The sequence below is a fragment of the Vibrio sp. genome (assembly GCF_050299255.1).
Taxonomy (GTDB): domain Bacteria; phylum Pseudomonadota; class Gammaproteobacteria; order Enterobacterales; family Vibrionaceae; genus Vibrio.
This window is the reverse complement of sequence record NZ_JBNKVP010000016.1, coordinates 1-22,788: the sequence shown is the minus strand read 5'-3', so window position 1 is coordinate 22,788 and position 22,788 is coordinate 1. Positions and strand designations below refer to the sequence as shown.

The 22,788-nt window shown below is 47.0% G+C and carries 16 protein-coding genes, 1 tRNA gene and 1 pseudogene; 6 read left to right on the top strand and 12 right to left on the bottom strand.

Annotated features, from left to right (window positions below; translation table 11 throughout):
* Nucleotides 1–52: 52 nt before the first annotated feature.
* From ACQY6F_RS06890 to ACQY6F_RS06880, 3 genes are all read right to left on the bottom strand, one after another.
* Entirely contained in the window at nucleotides 53–1,999 is a 1,947-nt protein-coding gene (locus ACQY6F_RS06890; RefSeq protein ID WP_428773195.1) for a PTS mannitol transporter subunit IICBA, read from the bottom strand.
* Between the two features lie 493 nt (nucleotides 2,000–2,492).
* On the bottom strand, nucleotides 2,493–4,259 hold the full coding sequence (locus ACQY6F_RS06885; protein WP_428773193.1) for a lysophospholipid acyltransferase family protein: 1,767 nt from the start codon (nucleotides 4,257–4,259) through the stop codon (nucleotides 2,493–2,495).
* A 114-nt stretch (nucleotides 4,260–4,373) separates the two neighbouring features.
* Nucleotides 4,374–5,270 (bottom strand): LysR family transcriptional regulator, encoded by an 897-nt coding sequence (locus tag ACQY6F_RS06880; RefSeq protein ID WP_428773191.1) that lies wholly within the window; start codon nucleotides 5,268–5,270, stop codon nucleotides 4,374–4,376.
* Nucleotides 5,271–5,853: 583 nt separating this feature from the next.
* On the opposite strand from ACQY6F_RS06880, the gene ACQY6F_RS06875 reads away from it, so the two are divergent.
* The 3 genes from ACQY6F_RS06875 (at nucleotide 5,854) to ACQY6F_RS06865 (ending at nucleotide 8,889) form a co-directional block, all read left to right on the top strand.
* Nucleotides 5,854–6,444 (top strand): LemA family protein, encoded by a 591-nt coding sequence (locus ACQY6F_RS06875; protein ID WP_428773190.1) that lies wholly within the window; start codon nucleotides 5,854–5,856, stop codon nucleotides 6,442–6,444.
* A complete protein-coding gene (locus ACQY6F_RS06870) occupies nucleotides 6,444–8,279 on the top strand; it encodes a M48 family metallopeptidase (RefSeq protein WP_428773188.1) in 1,836 nt (611 codons plus the stop codon). Before ACQY6F_RS06875 ends, ACQY6F_RS06870 begins: the two co-directional genes overlap by 1 nt.
* 184 nt (nucleotides 8,280–8,463) lie before the next feature.
* Nucleotides 8,464–8,889 (top strand): DoxX family protein, encoded by a 426-nt coding sequence (locus ACQY6F_RS06865; protein ID WP_428773186.1) that lies wholly within the window; start codon nucleotides 8,464–8,466, stop codon nucleotides 8,887–8,889.
* Between the two features lie 282 nt (nucleotides 8,890–9,171).
* Here the strand turns inward: ACQY6F_RS06865 and ACQY6F_RS06860 are convergent, their stop codons facing one another.
* From ACQY6F_RS06860 to ACQY6F_RS06835, 6 genes are read right to left on the bottom strand one after another with little or no spacing between them, the layout of a single operon-like run.
* Nucleotides 9,172–10,569, bottom strand: a complete 1,398-nt coding sequence (locus tag ACQY6F_RS06860) for a cytosine permease (RefSeq protein ID WP_428773185.1) — start codon at nucleotides 10,567–10,569, stop codon at nucleotides 9,172–9,174.
* Nucleotides 10,570–10,618: 49 nt separating this feature from the next.
* Nucleotides 10,619–11,602, bottom strand: a complete 984-nt coding sequence (locus ACQY6F_RS06855) for an ABC transporter ATP-binding protein (RefSeq protein WP_428773183.1) — start codon at nucleotides 11,600–11,602, stop codon at nucleotides 10,619–10,621.
* Nucleotide 11,603: 1 nt separating this feature from the next.
* Nucleotides 11,604–12,593, bottom strand: coding sequence for an ABC transporter ATP-binding protein (locus ACQY6F_RS06850; protein ID WP_428773181.1), 990 nt, complete (start codon nucleotides 12,591–12,593; stop codon nucleotides 11,604–11,606).
* Between the two features lie 4 nt (nucleotides 12,594–12,597).
* A complete protein-coding gene (locus tag ACQY6F_RS06845) occupies nucleotides 12,598–13,563 on the bottom strand; it encodes an ABC transporter permease (protein WP_428773180.1) in 966 nt (321 codons plus the stop codon).
* 11 nt (nucleotides 13,564–13,574) lie between these two features.
* Nucleotides 13,575–14,540, bottom strand: a complete 966-nt coding sequence (locus ACQY6F_RS06840) for an ABC transporter permease (protein ID WP_428773179.1) — start codon at nucleotides 14,538–14,540, stop codon at nucleotides 13,575–13,577.
* 14 nt (nucleotides 14,541–14,554) lie between these two features.
* Nucleotides 14,555–16,129 carry an ABC transporter substrate-binding protein gene (locus ACQY6F_RS06835; protein WP_428773178.1) on the bottom strand — a complete coding sequence of 525 codons (1,575 nt, stop codon included), beginning with the start codon at nucleotides 16,127–16,129 and terminating at the stop codon, nucleotides 14,555–14,557.
* A gap of 186 nt (nucleotides 16,130–16,315) precedes the next feature.
* Between ACQY6F_RS06835 and ACQY6F_RS06830 the strand changes: the two genes are divergently transcribed.
* The 3 genes from ACQY6F_RS06830 to ACQY6F_RS06820 are packed head-to-tail and all read left to right on the top strand — an operon-like array spanning nucleotide 16,316 to nucleotide 19,672.
* Nucleotides 16,316–17,515, top strand: coding sequence for an amidohydrolase (locus tag ACQY6F_RS06830; RefSeq protein WP_428773176.1), 1,200 nt, complete (start codon nucleotides 16,316–16,318; stop codon nucleotides 17,513–17,515).
* Complete coding sequence (locus ACQY6F_RS06825; RefSeq protein ID WP_428773175.1) at nucleotides 17,512–18,978, top strand: chlorohydrolase family protein; 1,467 nt, start codon at nucleotides 17,512–17,514, stop codon at nucleotides 18,976–18,978. The genes ACQY6F_RS06830 and ACQY6F_RS06825 overlap by 4 nt, the downstream gene beginning before the upstream one ends.
* A 16-nt stretch (nucleotides 18,979–18,994) precedes the next feature.
* Nucleotides 18,995–19,672, top strand: a complete 678-nt coding sequence (locus ACQY6F_RS06820; protein WP_428773174.1) for a GntR family transcriptional regulator — start codon at nucleotides 18,995–18,997, stop codon at nucleotides 19,670–19,672.
* Between the two features lie 287 nt (nucleotides 19,673–19,959).
* Here the strand turns inward: ACQY6F_RS06820 and ACQY6F_RS06815 are convergent.
* From ACQY6F_RS06815 to dnaG, 3 genes and pseudogenes are all read right to left on the bottom strand, one after another.
* A tRNA-Ile gene (locus ACQY6F_RS06815) sits at nucleotides 19,960–20,035 on the bottom strand.
* Between the two features lie 142 nt (nucleotides 20,036–20,177).
* On the bottom strand, nucleotides 20,178–22,040 hold the full coding sequence (gene rpoD, locus ACQY6F_RS06810) for an RNA polymerase sigma factor RpoD (protein ID WP_428773172.1): 1,863 nt from the start codon (nucleotides 22,038–22,040) through the stop codon (nucleotides 20,178–20,180).
* A 99-nt stretch (nucleotides 22,041–22,139) separates the two neighbouring features.
* Nucleotides 22,140–22,788, bottom strand: a pseudogene (gene dnaG / locus ACQY6F_RS06805) (DNA primase); the annotation flags it as partial.

The following is a 22,788-nucleotide window of genomic DNA, read 5'->3' as shown; positions in this document are numbered from 1 at the left end:
GCTGAATACAGGGGGGGCCAGTCAGACCTCGATTTGCCCAGGAGCAAATTTGTTACGCTGCTTTATTACCTGCCAGTATGGTCAGGACATCCTGAACCTCTTTGGTGCTGGTCAGCGTTTCAATCGCTTCTGGATCGTCCAGAGCGTTAGTGATGGTAGTAATGACCTGTATGTGTTCATCATTTTTTGCCGCGATGCCGATTACGAGCTTAGCAACATCGTCGTCATCTTCGCTAAATTGCACACCGCTTGGGTATTGGCAGATAACGATGCCGGTTTTGATCACTTTATCTTTGGCTTCCACGGTGCCGTGAGGTACGGCGATGGATTCTCCCAGATAAGTCGAGACCATTTTCTCCCGCTCGAACATGGCATCGACGTACTCAGGTTCGGCGTAACCCATCTCGACCAGTTTGTTGCCGGCAAAGCGAATCGCTTCTTCTTTGCTGCCAGCCTGCAGGCCGAGGTGGATATTGTCCGCCTTGATCTGGAACACCGGCGCCGGTTGTTCGTCAAAGCTGTCGTCATTGGCGGCGACAACCGTCATCCTAGTAAGCTGACCATCATTGGCCGCTTTTTGGTTTTTGGCCGCCAGCAGTTTGGTCACCAGCTGATTGTAGATTTCGCCATCCAGGAAGTTATTGAGCGAAATATGGTGCGCTTCCGGAGCATGGTTCCTGGCGCGGGCAGTCAGGTCTTTATGGGTAATGACGATATCGACATCACCAGGCAGGCTGTTGATCGCCAGGTTGGTGACAGAAATATTCAATCCCGCTTCCTGAACTTTTTTGCGCAGCAGGCTGGCACCCATCGCGCTGGAGCCCATACCGGCATCACAGGCAACGATAATACTGGTGACTTGAGCCATATTCAGCGGACCCGTTGTTGCGGAAGAGGCGGCGCTTTTTGAGCTGGCTTTCATGTCCTGCATCTGTTCAGTCGCTTTGTCCAGCGCCGCACCATCGTCATCTTCTTCAGTGACTCGCTGGGTTTTCAGCAGCAGGGCGGCGACGGTGAAAGAGACGGCACCGGCGGCCAGGATAGCGCAGATAACACCGAACATGGACGCTTTAGGCGACATCAGCAGTACTGCGAAGATGGAACCTGGAGAAGCTGGAGAAACCAGACCGGCATCGAACATGGTCAGGGTGAAGACACCGGTCATACCGCCGGCGATCGCCGCCAGGATCAGGCGTGGATTCATCAGGATGTACGGGAAGTAAATCTCGTGGATACCACCAAAGAAGTGGATGATTGAGGCACCGGCTGCAGACTGCTTAGCAGTACCACGACCAAAGACCATGTAAGCCAGCAGAATACCCATACCCGGACCAGGGTTCGCTTCGATCAGGAAGAAGATCGATTTGCCCATCTCAGTGGACTGTTGGATACCCAGTGGTGAGAAAATACCGTGGTTAATCGCATTGTTCAGGAACAGGATTTTTGCCGGTTCAACAAAAATGGAGGTCAGAGGTAGCAGGTGAGCTTCAACCAGGAAGTGCACACCCGCAGCCAAACCGGTCGACAGTACTTTGACAAACGGGCCGATCAGGAAGAACGCGATGATGGCGCAGATCATCCCTATGATGCCGGCGGAGAAGTTGTTCACCAGCATCTCAAAGCCGCTTTTCACTTTGCCTTCGATTTTTCTGTCGAAAGTTTTGATGGCCAGACCGCCCATTGGACCGGCGATCATCGCACCCATAAACATTGGAATGTCGGTACCGACAATCACACCCATGGTCGTCACGGCACCAACCACGGCACCACGTTCACCTGCGACCAGTTTACCGCCGGTGTAGCCAATCAGCAGTGGCAGCAGATATTTGATCATTGGGCCAACCATAGCGGCCAATGTTTCGTTTGGCAGCCAGCCGGTTGGTATGAACAGAGCAGTAATGAAACCCCAGGCGATAAACGCGCCTATGTTGGGCATGACCATATTGGATAAGAAGCGACCAAAATTCTGTATCTTGATCTTAGCATCTGGTGATATCATAAGGATTCCCCGTTTGATGTCCGATTAATAGTTGTTTTGAGTGGTAACGGTTCGCCAAAAACCGTCCGATGGTTTAGTACCCAGTCAATTTATCACACAAAATCAGCTTGGGACTGATGACGGGTTTTTTGTGATCTGAGGTGCGGAACTGACGATTTTCTGAACTATTTTGGTGACCTAACTCACCAAAATAGCATGTAATTTAATGACAGTTTGCTGTTGTTTGATTTGTCAATATTTATTTTAGTGATAAATGTCAAAAAATGGTAACTTTGAGTCTAAAGTTTTATGTGATCAACATCACTATGCTGTTCAAAAAGTGAATGGATAAAATATAAAAATAAATCTATGTCACATTTTGCTTTTTGGTGGTGGGATGGTTAGGTGTGACTGGTCTCTCATTTTGCTCGTCAATGAAAGAAAGCTACGTATTCGGCAGGGCCATGTAATGGCAGCTCGTTGCGAGCCGCCAATACAAAGTAACGGTAAACGGTTAAGCTCCGTTACGCTCTTGATGGTAAGTTAGATAGCATTGTGCCGCCTGGCTTCCCATGTAGCGGGCTAAGGTTTTTACCGGTACATTGCGCAAATCAACCAGAATCAACCCGTCCAGGGCATTGTTAAATGCCGGATCCAGATTAAAGCTGACAATTTTTCCATTCAGCGACAGATACTGACGCAGCAGGACCGGTACGCTTCGGCCCGGTTCAACACGAGCGATCACCCTTGACAATAACTGCAAATCACTCAATGCACTGAGCATATTGCTGGTCCAGTGGCGCGATTGCGTTGGCAGCGGGTTCGAGGCCGAGACCAGGCTGGCTTTCTGGGCATCGTAATGGTGAAGTGTCATGGTTTCGGCGATCAGCTGGCGGGTTTGCTGGCTGTATTCGTTGCTGATACTGACTGGCCCGAACAGGTGAGTGTAGTGCGGGTGGCGACTGATAAAAGTGGCGATCCCTTTCCACAGCAGCAGTAAGGCGCTCATACTTTTCTGATATTGCGCGGCAATCACTGAACGACCAAGCTCAATGCTGTGCTCCAGTTGATCCAGAAACGGTTGCTGGTAGTGAAACAGGGTACGCGAGTAGAAGCCCTCTATGCCTTGCTGGTAGAGGATTTCGTCGACCAGTCCAAGCCGGTACGCACCGACCAGACACTGCTGTTCACTATCCCAGACAAACAGGTGCAGGTAGTGCTGATCAAATGAGTCCAGATCGCAGGCGTTGCCGGTTCCTTCCCCCACCTGGCGGAAATTAATCTCCCGTAACCGGCCAATTTCATGCAACAGGTTAGGGATATGCGCGGCATCACTGCAGTACACTTCAAATTGCTGGTGGGTCAGCAGGTGATGATTGCTGGGCAGGCTGGCCAGTTCCTGTTGAATCACAGCTAACGGCCTGGGATCAGCAATCGGTTCGGCGTTATCGAGCGAGCTGTTGGGCAGGCTGTGGTTGTCCGCCGAGTTATTCAGCAGGTAGGTATTCAGTCTCAGATAATTGACCATTTGATGATCAGTTAACTCTTTGACTTCTTTATATTTGATAGTTTCACCTATCGCCAGTTTGATTGGCTTTTGCTGCTTGTTGAGCAGTTCCCGGCCCAGCATCAGGGTGCGCAGCAAAGGATGAATTTTACCGGCCAGATAAAAACGTTTTGAGTTCTGTCCCTGTATGTAAACCGGTACTGATGTTGCTCTGTGCTGGCGGATCAGACGGCTGACCGAGCGACTCCACTCTTTGTCTGCCAGTTGTTGCTCGTTTCTGCCGACCAGTTGCGACACTTCTCCGGCGGGGAACATCAGCAGCAGACCACCGTTTTCAAGATGGCGACTGGCACTGCGCATCGCTTTCAGGTTCGCCGCGTGCGCGCCTTTACCCTCAAATACATCCACGCCGATAAACAGCTCATCCAGCTCGGGCACGGTTTTCAGATACTGATTGGCCAGAATTTGTACGTCACTGCGGATCATCAGCAGTAGCTCAGCCAGAATCACGCCTTCAACGCCGCCGAGTGGGTGGTTGGCGACCACCACGGTTGCGCCCTGAATGGGAATATCGTTGAGCTGGCCGTGGATAATCTGGTAATCAATGCCAAGCACATCCAGGGTATAGCGCAGGAACTGCTGAGTGTCGCATCTGGCCGGACGCTGGGCGTAGAACTTATCCAGTTGGTTTAAACCTGTGGCCCACTCGGCCAGTTGTTCCCCAACGCCGAACGGGGTTTTCCTTGGTAAACGAAACGGGCTGCGTATCTCCATTGCACCTAGCTCTCTGTTGTTGCTATGTCTGGCATGCTAGGTGGCGCAAGTTTCAGGCAGGCTGCATTTCGATGATCTTTCTATGACGCTGGCTGTAACATTACAGCCAGGTCTTTAGTCGCACGGGAATAAGAATTCACCCAGATACTGATTGACGAAGTCAAACCGGGCCGGTAGCGAGCGGTTGCGTTTTTTCACCAGGTACAGAGTTTCGTAAACGTCGGCGTCTGAAGGAAACAGGGTGATTTTATCGGCGTCACTAAAGCTGCTGATGGCGGAGTGGGGCAGTACAGTAAATCCTAACCCTTGTGCTACCGGGATTAAAATCTGGTTGATCTGATTCACATAGCCGCTGACAGGAATATCCTTAAGCTGTAGCGAAGCCAGGCCGGGATCTGATGACTGAGAAAGATAGAGTGACAGGTAGTGCTCGGCATCGGGGTGGTGAATAAGGCCTAGCTGACAGAGTGTTTCCAGCGGAGTGGACTGATGCACGGTATCACGGGGAATGAAAAGGCACAGCGGCTCCTGGCCGATGACGCTGGTATCAAACAGACTGGGATTGGGCACATGAGTGACGATACCCACATCCACATTACCTTCCTGGATATCGTTGAGGATTTTGTAATTGGGCGCCGCTTCAAGGCGAATAACCAGTTTTGGGTGCTGTGATTGCAGCGACAATAGATGAGGGTAGAGTGGTAAGGCGATAGAACCGGAGCAGGCAATACGATATTCGCCGCGGTGTGGGTCATCAAAACTGAAGCTGTCTAACAGCGCGGCTTCGTTTTGTTGCTGTTCAATGGTGTATTGATACAGTAAGCGGCCCGCTTCAGTCAGTTCAAAGCTTTTATTCTCTCTTTTCAGCAGGCTATGTCCGCACGACTGCTCCAGCTTGCGGATATGCTGGCTGACCCCCGGCTGGGTCATGAACAACTTTTCAGCGGTTTTGGTGAAATGGCCGATGTCGACCAGGGTTTTAAAGGTGTTGAGCCAGACAGGATTGAGCATAGTCGCTTGATAACAAAAAATTATGGTCTTGAGATTATATAATAATTTCTAATTTTTAGACCGTAGAGAAGCACAATTTGAAGTTTCTCCAACCGCAATATCCAGATCAGCAAGCCAGTTGGAGATATCCCTTCGCTCTTTGGCTAATCGGTGAGTAGCATTAAGTGGCAGATAGTTAAACGTTCTGGTGGCTAGAATCAAATCTTGACTGGAACTGATTTTCAACTAACTGGCCCACCATGATAATTAGCGATCACTTATGTTTCATGTCGGTTGTCTGGGTACACATAATTCTTATAAGAAAAAAAATATTGATATAGATTCATTTAAAGATTAGCTTGAAACTAACGCACATTTTTTCTTCAGAATACGAATATAATCGATTTTTATAATAATAGTGTTGGTTAGTAAAATTAACGAAGGCTTTGAACTATCAGTGAAAGTGTGTGTTCTTATTTAGCAAGTTAACATAGCTATATAATATTTTGTTAATTTAGAGATGGCTTAATAATATTGTGATTTTGGCTGTATAAATTAAATTGAATAAAACGATTCAAACAACCTGAAAATAGGTGGGTATCTTATGACTACGTCCATGCTAGTTTTGCTTATTTTTGCTGCCGTGATCATTTATTGCATCAGCATATACAACAAGCTTGTCACACTACGAAATCGTTTCAAAAACGGTTTCGCTCAAATAGAAGTCCAGTTAAAGCGCCGCTATGACTTGATCCCGAATCTGCTTGAATCAGCAAAAGGTTACATGAAACATGAGAAGGAAACCTTCGAGCGCGTAATTCAAGCAAGGAATGGTGCGCTATCTGGTCTTAAAGCGGCTAGTGCGGCGCCGGATAGTCAGGCAGCAATAGCGCAACTCAGTCAAGCAGAAGCTATGCTATCTAGTGCGTTAGGCAAACTAAATGTCGTTGTTGAAGCCTACCCTGAACTGAAAGCCAATGAAACGATGGCACAGCTGCAGGAAGAACTCACCAGTACGGAAAATAAAGTCTCGTTTGCCCGTCAGGCATTTAATGATGCTGTTACTAGTTACAACACTTATAAGCAGTCATTCCCACCGGTCCTGTTCGCCAATATGTTCCAGTTCCAAGACGGAAAATTACTGGAGTTTGAAGATAGTGAAGAAATACAAGCTGCACCTAAGGTCAGCTTCTAATGGATTTTTTTCAACATCAAGATGATGCCCGTAAGCGAACCGGATTACTTGTTTTCTTATTCGGTCTCGCTGTCCTTACTATCGCGGCACTGGTGAGTGTAGTTGTGGTGGTAGGCATTCAGTTTGGTACTGAAAATCAGCAGCTTACTACTAAGGAAGTGGTTGAGTTTGGTGTACTGAGTTTTGGTGGTGTTTGTATAGTCGTGACACTGGTTGTGATGCTGCGTCTACACGATCTTGAACAACGTGGCGGCAAAAACATTGCGGAAAAACTCGGCGGTAAATTAGTTGCGAGCAACATCGTTGATCCTTCTTTAAGGCAGTTACTTAATGTTGTTGAAGAGATGGCGATAGCCGCAGGAATGCCGGTACCCAGTGTGTATGTATTGCATGATGAGGATGGCATAAATGCTTTTGCTGCTGGTATGAGTATTGATGATGCTGTGATTGGTGTAACACAGGGAGCGCTGGATTCATTTAACCGTGAAGAGCTGCAAGGAGTGATTGCACACGAATTTAGCCATATCTTAAATGGCGATATGCGTTTGAATACCAGAATGGCCGGCATCTTATTCGGTATCACCTGTATTGCACATTTAGGTTACCTGATGATGGATCATGGCAGTTATTCCAGTCGGCGTATTTCCCGTAGTTCAACTGGTTCGAGCAAGGATACTGTTGCGGTTGTCGCCATCGGTTTGGCTTTTATTATTTTGGGCTCAGTAGGGCGCTTTTTTGGCAACCTGATCAAAGCGGCCATTTCTCGTCAAAAGGAATATCTTGCTGATGCCAGCGCGGTGCAATTTACCCGCAATAACAACGGTATTGCCAGTGCGTTGAAAAAAATTGCTACTCACTCTTCACATTCAGTATTGAAATCTAAGGCATCTCAAGAGTTTAGCCATATGATGTTTGGCCAAATTAAGCCAAGTGCCTGGTTTGCTTCCCACCCGCCAATAGAAGAACGTATCCGTCGTATTGAACCTGGCTTTAACGGCAATTTTCATCAAGAAACAAAGAGATCAACATCGAATCTGGATAGTGACGCGGTATTCGGCTTCTCTGGTTCAATGGAAGCGGAACCGGGTTCGGTGCAAGTGGATGGAGATAACATTATTGGCAATATCCCTGTTCCGTTACGTGATATTGCCAGAGATCCTTATAGTGCCCGCTTTATTCCGCTGATATTGATATTTGATGGCAGTGAGACGCAGCAACAATTTATCCGGGCTTTGCTACCTGAAGAGATGAAATCAAGTTATCTGCCTTGGCTTAAAAAGCCGTTATCGGCGGCACTTCGGCTACCATTGCTTGAGCTATCAGTGCCCGCTCTGAAAGCCCTGAGTGAGGCTCAGCTAGCAGAGCTAATTAACGTGCTAACCCAACAGGCAGAAATGGACAATCACTACTCTTTGCAAGAGTGGTGCGTGATTAATTTGGTTGAAAAGCTTGCTGGGCAAAATCAAGTAAAAACTTACCAACACAAATCATTGCGACAGGTAGAGTTCAGCGTAATATGGCTATTATCCCAGTTGGCTTGGGTCAGCCATGCTACTGCAGATGAAGCCGATCAGGCGTTTGCCGTTGCTATGGGACATTTGGGGTGGAAAGGTAAAACACTGGAAAACAAACCCGCCAATTGGCAGGTGACCAAAAAAGCACTTGAATCATTGACTCAACTGAAAATGGCCAGCAGAAAAAGCATTCTTGAAGCTTGTAGGTTAGCCATTGAGATGGATGATAAAACCACAGTCAGTGAAGCAGAGCTTTATCACGTGATTGCTTGTTTTCTTGAAACCCCACTGACTCCAGTTACGGTTAATGTCACAAATTAATGTGATAAAAAATAATTATTCCCTTTTAAGGTTCTGTTATTTCGGATTTATAAAATTGAATTTTTTATTGATTTATATCAACAAAAACGTTCAGTTATTTCGATGGAGATAGTTAAGTTATCAATATATACAGTATTAATATGTAACTATATGCTTGCTGGTAGGATAACTTAAAGGAATAATTATGAATGTACTACTAGATAAGTTTGAATCGAGTCTCAATTACCCGGATATCGGAAAATTAATCCTAAGGCTGGGTTTTAGTTTGATGTTTTTACTGCATGGCATACACAAAATATATGCCGGTACCGATTTTATTCAAGGGTTATTTGTCGACCTCGGTTTACCTGCATCATTTGCTTATGCAGTATACCTGGGCGAGGTGGTTGCCCCTATTCTTATCGCGCTCGGTATCTACACCCGGCTTGCTGCAGTTACCATGATCGGTACTTGCCTGGTTGTAATTGGACTGCTTCACCTGGAGGATTTTTTCACATTAGATAAATATGGAGCCTGGTCGGTCGAGGGCATTGCAACTTACTTGTTCGCTTCAGTTGCGATCTTGTTACTTGGTCCTGGTAAGTATGCGCTGCGGCCGGAATCTAAATAACCTATTTTAAATGTTGCCAAAGTTCTTCCCCTTTTAATCAACATATTTGTTGGCCATTCTTATGCGGCATATCTGTTTATTTAAGATATGCCGTATTTTTAATTAACTTCTTTTCAAATACGTTAAACTATTTTCGCACGCTAAATTTCGTTAACAACGAAATTTCAACATCTGTTATCGCTCTAGGCGCAATATCACTTCCGGTTTAAACGTTGTTGACTGCCAAATGACCGGGACAGCTTGGCTACAGCAAAGTGTGCTATGCCGGCCATCGCTTTCATATTATAAACCTCGTCGTCGGCTGAGAAGAATCTTATAAATACAAGCCGCGCTGATGGTGCCTGACAACCAGGAAATATCGGTGAGAAAGCTCAGTGGGGCAATGAACATACCTGATATTGAAACCAAAAAGCCAATCGCTGTCGCCAGTAATGCATAGTGATTGATCGCTCTGGGATATTTGCAGTGCAGGTAAAGGGCATCCACATCAATGATTCGTTTCGAAACACTAAAATAGTGGCAAGTAATGACGCCATATACCGGACCTAGCATGGAACCAATTAAGGTCAGAAAAGCAATAATACTGTTTTGATGCTGCATCAGCTCCCACGGCATCAACAGCGTCGACAAGCCGGCTATCACCCACACAGCATTACGGTAAGAGAGCTTCGGCAGGGTTTTCATCAATAATTGCGCGGCGGGATAGATATTGCTCGTCACGTTGGTGGTAACGGTAGCTAACACCAGCACCGCGGTGGATAACACCAGAACCAAGACACTGTCGAATTGATGGATGATATCGAGGACACTCCAGAAATTCTGGCTAAATAAGGCACTGTAACCAGACAATATGCTGATACCAGTAATGGCCATCAGAGCATAGGACATGGTGATACCGATAGACTGTCCCAGCATCTGCGCCCGGTTTGAAACGGCAAAGCGGGAAAAGTCTGATGAGCTGACTAAAGGCGCTGCCCAGACGGCAAGAATGGCATTGATGACAATGAGATAATGAAAATAATTGACCTCATTGCTGACGGCATAAGTACTGAACAGGTGAGGAAGCCCTACGGAATGGATCACCCACAACGTCATACCGGTAAAGAGCATGAAAATAGCGATGTTAATGTAAGGTATGACTAATTTTAGCTTTTGGCTGCCACCTAAGCTGAGGTAGACATTGATTAACATACAGGCCAGGTAGGCGAGCACATCCAGCATGGGCAATCCAATTACCCTGACCGGTTTCCAGGTTGCAAAAATTTCCGGTGAGAGTTTGGCGACGATAACCAGCAACGCCGCAGAACCGACATAAGTTTGCAGGGCAAGCCACATGATGGCCACCAAACCACTGCGGATAAAGCTTGGCAGCAAAGCTCCTTTATGCCCATACGCATCACGCAGTAAGATGACGAAAGGAAGGCCATATTTAGCGCCTGCGTGGCTACCGAGCGACATGGCGGCAGACAGAATAAGACCACTGAGAAAAATGAGCCACATAAAATGGCTGGCTTGAATCTGATAAGTAAACAGGCCGCCAATTAATAAATAACCCGGAATATTGTGTACGTTTGTCGTCCACAAGGTAAAGAAATTAATGGCGCCCCAGCTTCGTTTCGTTCCTTGAATGGGTAAAAGATCCTCGTTATATCTTTTATATTTTGATTGTAATAGTTCCATTATATTCGCCGGTGAAAGAAGGGAAGAGTACTCTTCCCTTTAGTGGGGATTAAGCCGCAACCTGGTGGCAGGAAATCATGCGCTGTTGCAGCATTTTGGGTTGCGGGCTTTGACTTGAACAATCATCGGTCGCGTTAGGGCAGCGTGGATGAAACGCACAACCGGAAGGCGGATTTAACGGACTGGGCACTTCACCTTGTACCGGGGTTCGTTCCTTGTGTATCTCATCCATCGACGGGATCGCGTCCATCAGCATCTTAGTGTACGGATGCTTGGGATTGTTAAAAATTTCATCGACGGTGCCGACTTCGACCAACTCACCCAGGTACATGACACCCACCCGGTCAGAAAAGTGCGATACCACCGACATGTCATGACTGATGAACAGATAGGTCAGCCCTAACTTTTCCTGCAGTTCCTTCATGATATTTAACACTTGCGCCTGAACCGATACGTCTAACGCTGAAGTGGGTTCATCGCATATTAAAAACTCGGGTTTGCTGGCCAGTGCGCGTGCAATCGACAACCGCTGACGTTGCCCTCCGGAAAATTCATGTGGATATTTATAGATATCGGTGGCATGGAGTCCCACTTGATGCAGCAAATCAACCACCATTTGCCGTCTGTCCGCTTTTGTTTCTGCCAGGTGAAACAGATCGATCGGTTCACCGATGATATCTTCGACTTTCCAGCGCGGGTTAAGACTGGCATAGGGATCCTGAAAGATCATCTGGAAGCTCTTACGCAACTCTTTCAGTTCAGATTTATTAATTTGATTGATGTTTTTATCTTTAAATATCACGTGCCCACCGCTGGGCTCATACAGTCCGGCCAAAAGCCTCGCCACCGTGGATTTACCACAGCCAGACTCGCCGACCAGACTGAATGTTTCGCCTTTTTGTACCGAAAAATTGATACCGCGCACGGCATGCACAAATGTTTTCGGCTTCCGGTTCAGCAGGCGTGTTAACAGAGAAGAGGAAACATCAAATTTAATGGATAAATCTTTTACATCGAGCAACTTAGCGGTCATGTTATTGCACCTCTTCTAATTCAGTCACGTTGTTGAAACAGGCCACCTTGGACTGTCCTGATTGCCGCAATAGTGGCGTATGTTGGGTGCACTGTGCTGAACGTTTTTCACAGCGGGGGTGAAACTTGCACCCCTGGGGCAATTCATTGGGTCGTGGCATGGTGCCCGGGATCTGATACAAGCGATGGCGCGATTGGCCAATTTTGGGAATGGAGTCCATCAGTCCACGGGTGTAAGGGTGTTGCGGATACTTGATGATGTCGGCAACCTGACCTATTTCGATCAACTCTCCCGCATACATCACCGCCACGCGGTCGCATACTTCCGCAATCACGCCCATATCGTGAGTCACCAGCATCACCGACGCGTTATGTTGTTTACATAAGCGTTTCAATAGCTGAAGCACCTGTGACTGCACAGAGACATCCAGGGCCGTCGTGGGTTCATCGGCGATAATGATCGCCGGGTCAACACACAGCGCCAGGGCAATCACGATCCGTTGGCGCATACCGCCAGAAAACTGATGGGGGTACTGTTTAATACGTTCCTCGGGGGCCGGAATACCGACCTCTTTCATCAACTCGATAGCTTTGGTCTGTGCTTCGCTATAAGAGAGTGGCAAGTGGGTCTGAATGGTTTCCACCAGTTGCTCTTCTATGGTTAATACCGGATTGAGACTGGTTAACGGATCCTGGAAAATAGCGGCAATCTCCTTACCGCGCAGCAGACGGCGCTCCGATTCAGGTAGATCATCAATTCGCTTTCCCTGGCAGTAAATCGCGCCGGACTTAATCCGCCCTGGCTCTTCAAGCAAGCCGGTGATGGCTGAGCCTGTGAGCGACTTACCGGCCCCTGATTCGCCGACCACCCCAAGGATTTCCCCCTGGTACATATCAAAACTGACACCGCGAATAGCTTGCAAATTGCCTTTTCGATGTAAAAACTCAATAAACAGGTTGTCGACTGACAAGACTTTATTTTTACTTTTCATAGGATTATCTCAGCTTAGGGTTGAGGGCATCACGTAGCCAATCACCCACGAGATTGACGGACAGTGCAATAAGTACCAAGGTAATTGACGGGAAGGCAACCACCCACCATTGGCCAGAGAACAGGTATTGGTTACCTTCATTGATTAAGGTGCCTAGCGATGGCTGGTTAGGTGGCATACCGACACCTAAGAAAGAGAGCGTCGCTTCGGTGAGTACCGCCAGTGCCAGGTGCAAGGTGCCCAGAACAAGAACCGGGCTCAACACGTTAGGTAAGATATGCTTGAGCATAATGCGTGCCGAACTGCTGCCCATTACTTTGGCTGCCTGTACGTACTCTTTATTGCTCTCGAGTTTGGTGGCACCACGAACGGTACGTGCATACTGCATCCAGCCGGTGAGGGTGATCGAGAAAATGATCACATACATGGCAATATCATTGTGCATCTCTTTGGGGAATAGCCCCCGGCTGATACCGCTGACCAAAAGCGCAAACATGATGGTCGGAAAGCTGAGCATTGCATCGGCCATTCGCATAATAAAGGAATCTACCTTTCCCCCTACGAATCCGCTGATAATACCCAGGCTGACGCCTAAGGTAGCCGAGGCCAGTACGCTAATGAAACCGACAATTAACGAAATATTCAAACCGTGGATAATCAGTGATAATACATCCCGACCTTGAATGTCAGTGCCTAAAATAAATCGAGCTTCGCCCATTTCGGCCCACATGGGGGGAATTTCTGAATCCAGCAAATCAAATTGGTTTGGATCGAAAGGATCGTATGGCGAAAAAGTACTTGCTCCGATTGCGACAATAATTAGGCTGAGCAATAAAATGAATGAAAAGATAGTAATTTTTGATTGTAGAAAGCTATAAACTAAATCACTGTCTACAAACTCTGCTAGCTTCGTTTTAATACTCGATTTTTTCTCAGTCAGAATTGTCTGAGAAGATTGAATATTATCCATGTTAACTTTCCTTAGTTAAGCTTCATCCGTGGATCAACAATTTGATATACCAAATCAACCAAGGTGTTGATGGTAACGAATATCAATGAGATAAATACCAGGTACGCTGAAATGACCGGGATATCGACATGATTAATGGATTGAATAAATAACAAGCCCATCCCTGGCCATTGGAATATGGTTTCCGTTACTACGGCAAAAGCAATTAACCCACCGATCTGTAAACCAATAACGGTAATCACAGGCAAAATGGAGTTTTTAAGTACATGTTTATACTTAATACTTTTTTGCCTGATTCCCCGCGCTTTGGCGAACTTGATAAAGTCGGAACGCATGGTTTCCTGCATTTCACTTTTGAGCAGGCGCATGATCATAGTGATCATAAAAAGCGATAAGGATAGGGCAGGTAAGAATATTGCCTGCCAACCTGACATGGTCAGCAAGCCGGTGCTCCAAATGCCGAGCTCGACGATCTCTCCCCGGCCGTGGGAGGGAAACCAACCTAGCCATACGGAAAACACCACAATCAATAAAATACCCACGACGAAACTGGGTAGTGATACCCCGACCAGCGACAAGGTCTGTACCAGCGAGGTCATCACTTTATTTTTCGAATACGAGGTCCAAACGCCCAGTGGAATGCCGACCAGCAAGGAAATCAACACCGCTATCAGTACCAGTTCTAATGTAGCCGGCAGGCGTTCGGCGATCAGCGTAAAGACATCCGTTTGGTTGTAGTAAGATATGCCGAAGTTACCTTCGGCAATGTTTCCTACAAAACGAAAATATTGTGTGATCACACTATCGTTCAAGCCTAATGACTCTCTGAGTACCTCACGGTCTTCTTGAGTGGCGTTTTCCGGCACCATGCCTTCGATAGGATCACCGACAAACTGGAACATGGTAAACGCGAGCAGGGCGACGGATAACATCAGCGCTGCGGCTTGAATGGTTCGTCTAATGAGGAAAACTAACATATCGACCTCTTATCTTATTGATACTTTGAGCGCCATAGACGAACAACATTGTCGGAAGATTGGGTAATCTTGAGGTGTTTCGATGTCACCCAGGTCACCGGTTCAAAGTGCAGCGGAATGTAAGGCAAATCCGCCTGAGCTTCATTGAGGGCATTGGACATCAGTGCAATACGCTTATCTAAATCGAGCTCAGATAAAGAGGATTGAATGTAGCGGTCCACATTTTCATTCGAGTAGCGGGGGATATTGAATGAACCAAAGGTGCGGCCATCTTTAGTGTGCAGCAACTGTTGGTTGATGCTGTAGGCGTCTACCAGTGGCAGGTTTGCCCAACCGAGCACTGCAATATCCGTTTTACCCTGGTCACGGATGGTGGAATAGGTACTGCGAGGATGCATGTTGAGTTCAGAATTTACCCCGATTTTGGACCAAAAACGCTGTATGGCCGGGCACCACTGCTCGGCGCTGATGTAGGCCCCCTGAACGCAGTCAAAGGCAATATTAAAGCCATTTTCGTAACCCGCTTCTTTCAGCAGCGCTTTGGCTTTTTTAGGGTCATAAGCGATGGTGATGTCATTTTCTTGGTTATAGCCGGCAATTTGCGGAGAGACATAAGAGTTGGCGACCTCGGTTTTATCTCTCATGATCTTTTTCACGATAAGATCGCGGTTGATCGCGTGCATCAGAGCCTGGCGAACGCGAATGTCTTTTAACGGGTTTTCATCAAACGTATTGGTGGCGTTGAGCTTATCCGCCATATTCAAGCTGATAAAATCGACCCGCATCGACGGCTTGGATTTCACGTCCAGCTGCTTTTCTTTCTCCAGCCGGGGCACATCTTGCAGTGGTACATCGGTCGTGAGATCGAATTCACCGGACATCAGCCCCGCAACGCGAGTGGCATCAGAGTTCACCGGTTTAAAAATGATTTTATCGATATTGTGAGCGTATTTGTCGGCATTCCACCAAGACGGATTGGCAGTAAGTACCATTTCCGCATCACGGCGACGAGACTCTAAAACAAATGGCCCGGTGCCATTGGTGTTATTGGTGGCGTAACTTTCCGTCCCGGCACTCATACTGGAAGGTTTAAGGGCGTTGTTTGCGACCAACCACTCTTCATCCATCATCAAGATACCGGTCAGTTCATTTAACACGATAGGTGAAGACTTTAAGGTCTTAATTTCGACTTTGTACTCCGATAGTTTTTTCGCGGAAAGGATCGAAGATGCGTTACCCCTTATGCCGGAATCTTTGTCGGTCACTCGGGTAATAGACGCGACCACATCATCAGCATTGAACGGGTTGCCGTTGTGAAAGGTCACCCCTTCTCGCAAGGTAAAGTGCAGCGTTTCATCGTCGATTTGTTGCCACGATGTCGCGAGTACCGGGGCGACTTTGTAATTTTCGTCCCATTCAACCAACCCTTCGTAGATATGGTTCTGAAACGCTAGCGCGGAAGTTGAAGCGAAAGCGTAGGGATCCAAGGTGGCGATGTCGATTTGCTGAGTCCAAATCAGCTTATTCTCGGCTTGGCTCGCGGCAGAGAGTGTTGACAGAAAAGCTAGAGTCAGTAGTGACTTTTTCATATGGTCTTCCTTGTGTTGACGTCCTGGTTGTCAATTCATTTAGGCATAGTCGACAAAGTGTTGAAAGATTGTTAACAATAAAATATGACATTGTTAACATTTTTATGGTTAATAAGTATACGGTTCGGATTCATAAAGTTATAAGTTTCACAATAAGGAACCAGTTGAAGATAAGGACGTATGCAAATGCAAAAAACATTAATCAAAGGAATCAAAGTAGATTCGAGTAAAGATGAGCAGGATGTATTAATCGAAAATGATCTGTTTTCGAAAATATCCGCTCACATTGATGTGCAGGAAAATGACGCTGTCGTGATTGATGGCAAAGGAAAAGTGCTATTACCGCATTTGATTGATGGTCACGGCCATATTGATAAAACCCTATGGGGCTTGGAGTGGTTTGAAAATGAAGTGCCAAGAGAGCTGAGTAAAATTGTCGAAAACGAGCGTAAGTTTCGCGCCAGTCACCAGTTGGATTCTCATGCACAATCGATGCGGATGACCCAAAAATGCTTACAGTTTGGTACCGGAGCCATTCGTACCCACATCGATGTAGATAACGAGATTGGTACTAAACACGTGGAAGGGGTACTGGAAACCAAGCGTAAGTTTGAAGGTTTAGTCAAAATCGAGACGGTCTGTTTCCCGCAAAGCGGCCTGCTCCAACGTGCGGGGACACTGGCACTAATGGATGCGTCAATGGCGCTTGGTTGCGACTATGTCGGTGGGATCGATCCTTCAAGTTTTGAGCGTGATCCCGTGAAGCACCTGGATATGATTTTTTCGCTCGCGGATAAATACGGCACTGGCGTGGATCTGCATTTGCATGAGCCGGGTGACCTGGGCGCATTTTCGGTTGAATTACTGATCGAGCGAACCAAAGCGCTCTCGATGCAAGGTAAAGTGACCATCAGTCATGGCTTTTGTCTCGGCGATGTGGAGCTGGCTTACCAACATCAACTGGCAGAGCAGTTGGGGGCTAATCAGATTCATGTTGCTACCGTGGTCCCGTCAAACCGAAATCCAATCCCATTTGAATTACTGCGCTCCCATGGTGTGCAAATCAGTGCCGGAAATGATGGCATCCGGGATACCTGGAGCCCATACGGTACCGGTGACATGTTACAGCGTGCCATGTTTACCGGGCTGAAATACCGCTGGCGTAAAGACAGTGAATTCACCCAGGCGCTTTATGCGATTACCGAAGGCGGAGCGAGAATGATGGGGCTATCGCAATACGGTATCCAAGCGGGCAATCCTGCCAACTTTATGATTGTGCAGGCTGAAAACTTCATTGATGCCATCGTCTCTCAACCGGCGCAACGTGATGTCTATTCACGTGGACAAAGAGTGGTATCACAAGGGCAGCTCGAGGTGTCACTATGATCACTAAACTATCCGGAAAATGGGTGGTCGGCTACCAGGAAGGCGGTCACTGTGTCTACGAAAATGGCGAAGTGGTCTATGACGATAGCGGTAAGGTGTTATTTGTTGGCCACCAATACTCCGGCCATGTAGATCAACACGAGGATTTGGGTAACGTGTTGATTGGTCCGGGGTTCATTGACCTGGACGCCATTGTTGACCTTGATTCGACCGTGCTGGCGTTTGAGCATCAGCCCGGTTGGAAAAAAGGCCGGATTCCCTCAACTAAATGGCAGCGCCAAGAAACCTATAACCCAGAACAGTTAGCCTTCAATAAACGCTATGCGTTTAATATGTTGCTGATGAACGGCATTACCACTGTGGTGCCGATTACCTCGATCCTTTATCGAGAGTGGGCTGAAACCTATGACGAATTTATCACTGCTGCTGAGATTGCAGAACAAGTCGGAATCCGTGCCTATTTAGGCCCGGCTTACATGTCAGGTTATGCGTCAGTCAACGATGACGGATCTTTTCTGATGCATTTTGATGAGCATAAGGGCCAGCAAGGGCTTGATGACGCGATACGCTTTGTCGATGTGGTTCGCCAGCAGTATTCGTCGCGTATTCAGGGGATACTCGCACCAGATAGAATCGAAGGGTGTACCCCGATCTTGTTGAAAAATACCGCTCGTGCCGCCGAGTCTTTGAATTGCCCCGTGCGCTTACACAGTTGCCAGGGAGAGTTTGAAGTCCAGCAAATTGACCAATTGCATGACGGTATCACTTCGATAGAATATATGCACCAGGCTGGATTATTGTCGCCTCGCCTGTTGTTACCGCATCTGCAGTTATTAGGCGGATTAGAGCCTAATGAGGCAAAGATTGAGTCTGACCTACAGAAAATCGCCGAATCCGGCGCACACGCTGTGGTATGCCCACTCGTGGCCGGACGTCATGCCAAATATTTTAATGGGGTGAGCAATTTTCAGCGGCGTGGTATCAATATTGCTCTGGGTACAGATACTTTTCCGGTCGACATTATCCAAAATATGCACATCGGTACCATTTTAAGCCGCGTTTCACAGGGAAACATCACAGAAGCTTCGGCACTGGATTACTACAATATGGCGACGCTAGGCGGAGCCAGAGCGCTCAATCGCCCAGATCTTGGCCGCTTATGCCCAGGGAGTGCGGCGGACATCATGGTATTTGATTTTGATAGTATTTATACCGGACAAAATTTTGACCCCATCACTACCATGATTATTAATGGCAGTGGAAGAGAAGTAACAGGGGTGATTGTCGATGGGGTGAAGCGGGTATGGAACAATGAGTGTTTAAATGAGTCGATGGATGATTTACACCAACAAGCGCAAGCTCAGTTTGATTATTTCATCACTACTTATCCAGAACGCTGTTACGGTAATCAAGCCGTTGAGGATATATTTCCCAGCGTGTTACCAATAATAAAAAATCCCTAATGTAAGGAAGTTAGATATGTCTGCGGCCAAAGATAAACAATATGTATACGATGAGTGTTATAAGGCCATTATTTCACTCAAGTTACCGCCAGATACTCGTCTGGTGGAAACTAAATTGGTGGACGTATTTTCTGTTAAGCGTCCTGTCATTAGGGAAGTGCTCAAAGAGTTGTCTTTAATTGGTTTAGTGAATATTAAACCGAATGTCGGGGCCTTTGTCGCAGCCCCGACAGTCAAAGATGCTGTGGACATTATGAACCTCAGAAAAATTCTTGAAAAAGAGATGATTACACCTTCGTTGATGGAGCTTTCATCCTCGCAAATTCAGAAGCTCGAGTCCCTGCATGATTTAGAAAAAGAATCGATTAAACAAGGAGACAAAGAAGGTCAGATTCATCATTCGATGGGGTTTCACCTTAAGCTGGCAGAATATAGCGGCAATAAATATCTGTACCGGACACTAAAAAACTTGCTCGCCATATCTTCTTTGGTGACGAGTACCTATGGCACAAAGGATAAAATCAGCTGTCACTGTAATGAGCATTTACTCATTTTGACGGCAATTAAAGAAAAAGATATTGATAAAGCCAAAGCGCTAATGTCTCAACATATTGCAACACTGACTTCCAGTTTGAATCTCGAAGAACCGCCCAAAAGTAAGTTAGATTACTACGAAGTATTTAATGTTGAGTAATTCCTGATGGCCGTTTCCTTGCGACTACAATGCGGCCGTTAAATTGCGACACGGCTTTGCTGCGTTATTCGGAACAACCAGATCCAGACGTTACATTCGAATCGGCCGCACATCACCCTCGCCTTATGCTCAAACCTCTCTGCGATGCCAACACGGGCGCACCCTGCTATTGGTGTATTGCTCGTCAAGCTAGCTAACCTCTTCCTAACGATACCCATAACCGCACCCAAAAACGTCAGGTACAAAAAAAGGTTAGTAAACACTACGCTTACTAACCTTTCGGAATCTGGTGGCCCCTCGCAGACTTGAACTGCGGACCAATCGATTATGAGTCGACTGCTCTAACCACTGAGCTAAGGGGCCAATGTGAGTGACGATTATAGGGGAAGGGGCTGGGGCTGTCTAGCCACTAACGGCCGCAGGATGACTAGTTTTTATCCACTTAAATCAAGCGGGTAGAAAAAAGGTGAGCTGTTGCTCACCTTTTGTACATCCACTGATATGGTTACTCATCCAGGAAGCTGCGTAGCGTCTCTGAACGGCTTGGGTGGCGCAGCTTACGCAGCGCTTTAGCTTCAATCTGACGAATCCGCTCACGGGTTACGTCAAACTGTTTGCCCACCTCTTCCAGGGTGTGGTCGGTATTCATGTCGATACCAAAACGCATCCGCAGCACTTTGGCTTCGCGTGGCGTCAGGCCGGCCAGTACATCTTTAGTCGCCATCTTCAGGCTGGTGGCAGTTGCTGAGTCCAGCGGCAGCTCCAGCGTGGTATCTTCAATGAAATCACCCAGATGCGAATCTTCATCGTCACCGATAGGGGTTTCCATCGAAATTGGCTCTTTGGCAATTTTCAGTACTTTGCGGATTTTATCTTCCGGCATCTGCATGCGTTCTGCCAGTTCTTCCGGCAGCGGTTCACGGCCCATCTCCTGCAGCATCTGACGAGAGATACGGTTCAGTTTGTTGATGGTTTCAATCATGTGAACCGGAATCCGGATCGTGCGTGCCTGGTCAGCGATTGAACGGGTGATCGCCTGACGAATCCACCAGGTTGCATAAGTTGAAAACTTGTAACCACGGCGGTATTCAAATTTATCCACCGCTTTCATCAGACCGATGTTACCTTCCTGGATCAGATCCAGGAATTGCAGACCACGGTTGGTGTATTTCTTGGCAATCGAGATAACCAGACGCAAGTTTGCCTCAACCATCTCTTTCTTGGCGCGGCGAGCTTTTGCTTCACCGATCGACATGCGACGACTGATATCTTTGATGCTTTGGACCGACAGTTTGGTCTCTTCTTCAATGATCTGCAGTTTCTGGATCGAGCGGCGAATGTCGTCTTCGTTGCGTTTGATCTTTTCTGCGTATGGCTTGTCAGATGCCAGTACCTGATCGAGCCAGGCATCGCTGGATTCATTACCAGTGAATAGGGCGATAAACGATTTTTTCGGCATTTTGCCGTATTCAACCGTTTGGCGCATGATCAGGCGTTCCTGAGTTCTGACGCGGTCCATGGCGTGACGCATTTCGTCAACCAGGTAATCAAACTGTTTCGGTGTCAGGCGGAACTCTTTAAACACTTCCTGTAACATGCCAGCAGCGGTGGCCACTTTCGGGCTCTGTTCGCCATGCTCGTTCAGCGCCAGCTGATAGTTCTGGAAGGTATTACGCAGCGAAGTGAATTTTTCTAGCGCCAGTTCAGGGTCGATACCGGTATCTTCTTCGGTTTCTTCCTCGTCATCGCCGTCTTCGTCTTCATCTTCCAGATCTTCTTCATCTTCGTCGGCGAGATCTTTCTCATTCAGTTCCGAACCGATGTGAGTGGCGGTCGGTGCGGTAGTCTCTTCCGCATCAGGGTCGACGAAACCTGAGATCAGGTCGGTAAGGCGAAGTTCTTCAGCCTGGACTTTATCAAACTGTTCCAGAATATAAGGGATAGTACCAGGGTATTCAGCGACGGAAGACTGCACCTGATTGATACCATCTTCGATTCGCTTCGCGATATCGATTTCACCTTCACGAGTCAGCAGTTCAACGGTACCCATTTCACGCATGTACATGCGAACGGGATCCGTGGTGCGGCCGATTTCATTTTCTACACTAGAAAGGGCAGCAGCGGCCGCTTCAGCAGCATCTTCGTCGGTAATGGTGTTGTCATCGTTCAACGCTAAGTCATCGGCATCAGGTGCGGTTTCCACGACCTTAATGCCCATGTCATTAATCATCTGAATAATGTCTTCTACCTGTTCGGAATCGACGATTTCTGCAGGTAGGTGGTCATTGACTTCGGCATAGGTCAGATAGCCTTGTTCCTTGCCTTTAATGACAAGTTGCTTTAGCTGTGACTGCGGATTTTGATCCATAGACGGTATCCAACTTCGTATCTGGTGAAGGAATTTAGTATGCGATTTGCAAACCAACTATACTAACAAATTAAATCCTTGCTGACTATTCAAACAGGGTTACGCTTTTAAATCTCTCATGAGTTCTTGAAGCTCCCTTTTTTCGTCGCTTGATAAACCGATACTTCTTGATTTAGCTAGCAATTGTTCAATTTGTTTCTCTACGCACTGGGCAATTATTTTGTCCAATGAGTCAAAAAATAGTTCGTTTTGATTATCTTCTACAACTGGGATATCCCAGCTTGCAAGTCGAGACAACAGTGCCTCGTTTTTTGTGTTTCGCCAATGCTCTAGCAATTGACCCGTTTTTATATGGGGTTGATGTCTGCATTTTTCAAGCACTTCCGTTAACAATTTAAGCCCTGGAATGTCCAAACCTTGAGTAGTAGAAAGGTCTGGCACCATATCAGCATAGCTCGGATTTTGAAGAAGCAAAGCGATGACATCTCTCATCGGTGTTCGCTTTATTTCTTTATGCGGCTGAGGTCTAGTTTTCGAATCCGTCGGCAGAGTTGGCTTTTTATAAATTCCAGTTGTTTGACCTAAAATCTTAAGTAGCTGATTTTGCATAGACTCATCAGGTACTTTATTGATTAGAGGAAGTGCAAGGGCCTCTAATGCGGCTTTGCCTTCGTTGTTACCCACATCAACTTGGGTAAGCAAATTAGAAAATAGATATTTTGATAATGGTTCAGCATTTCGAACCAAT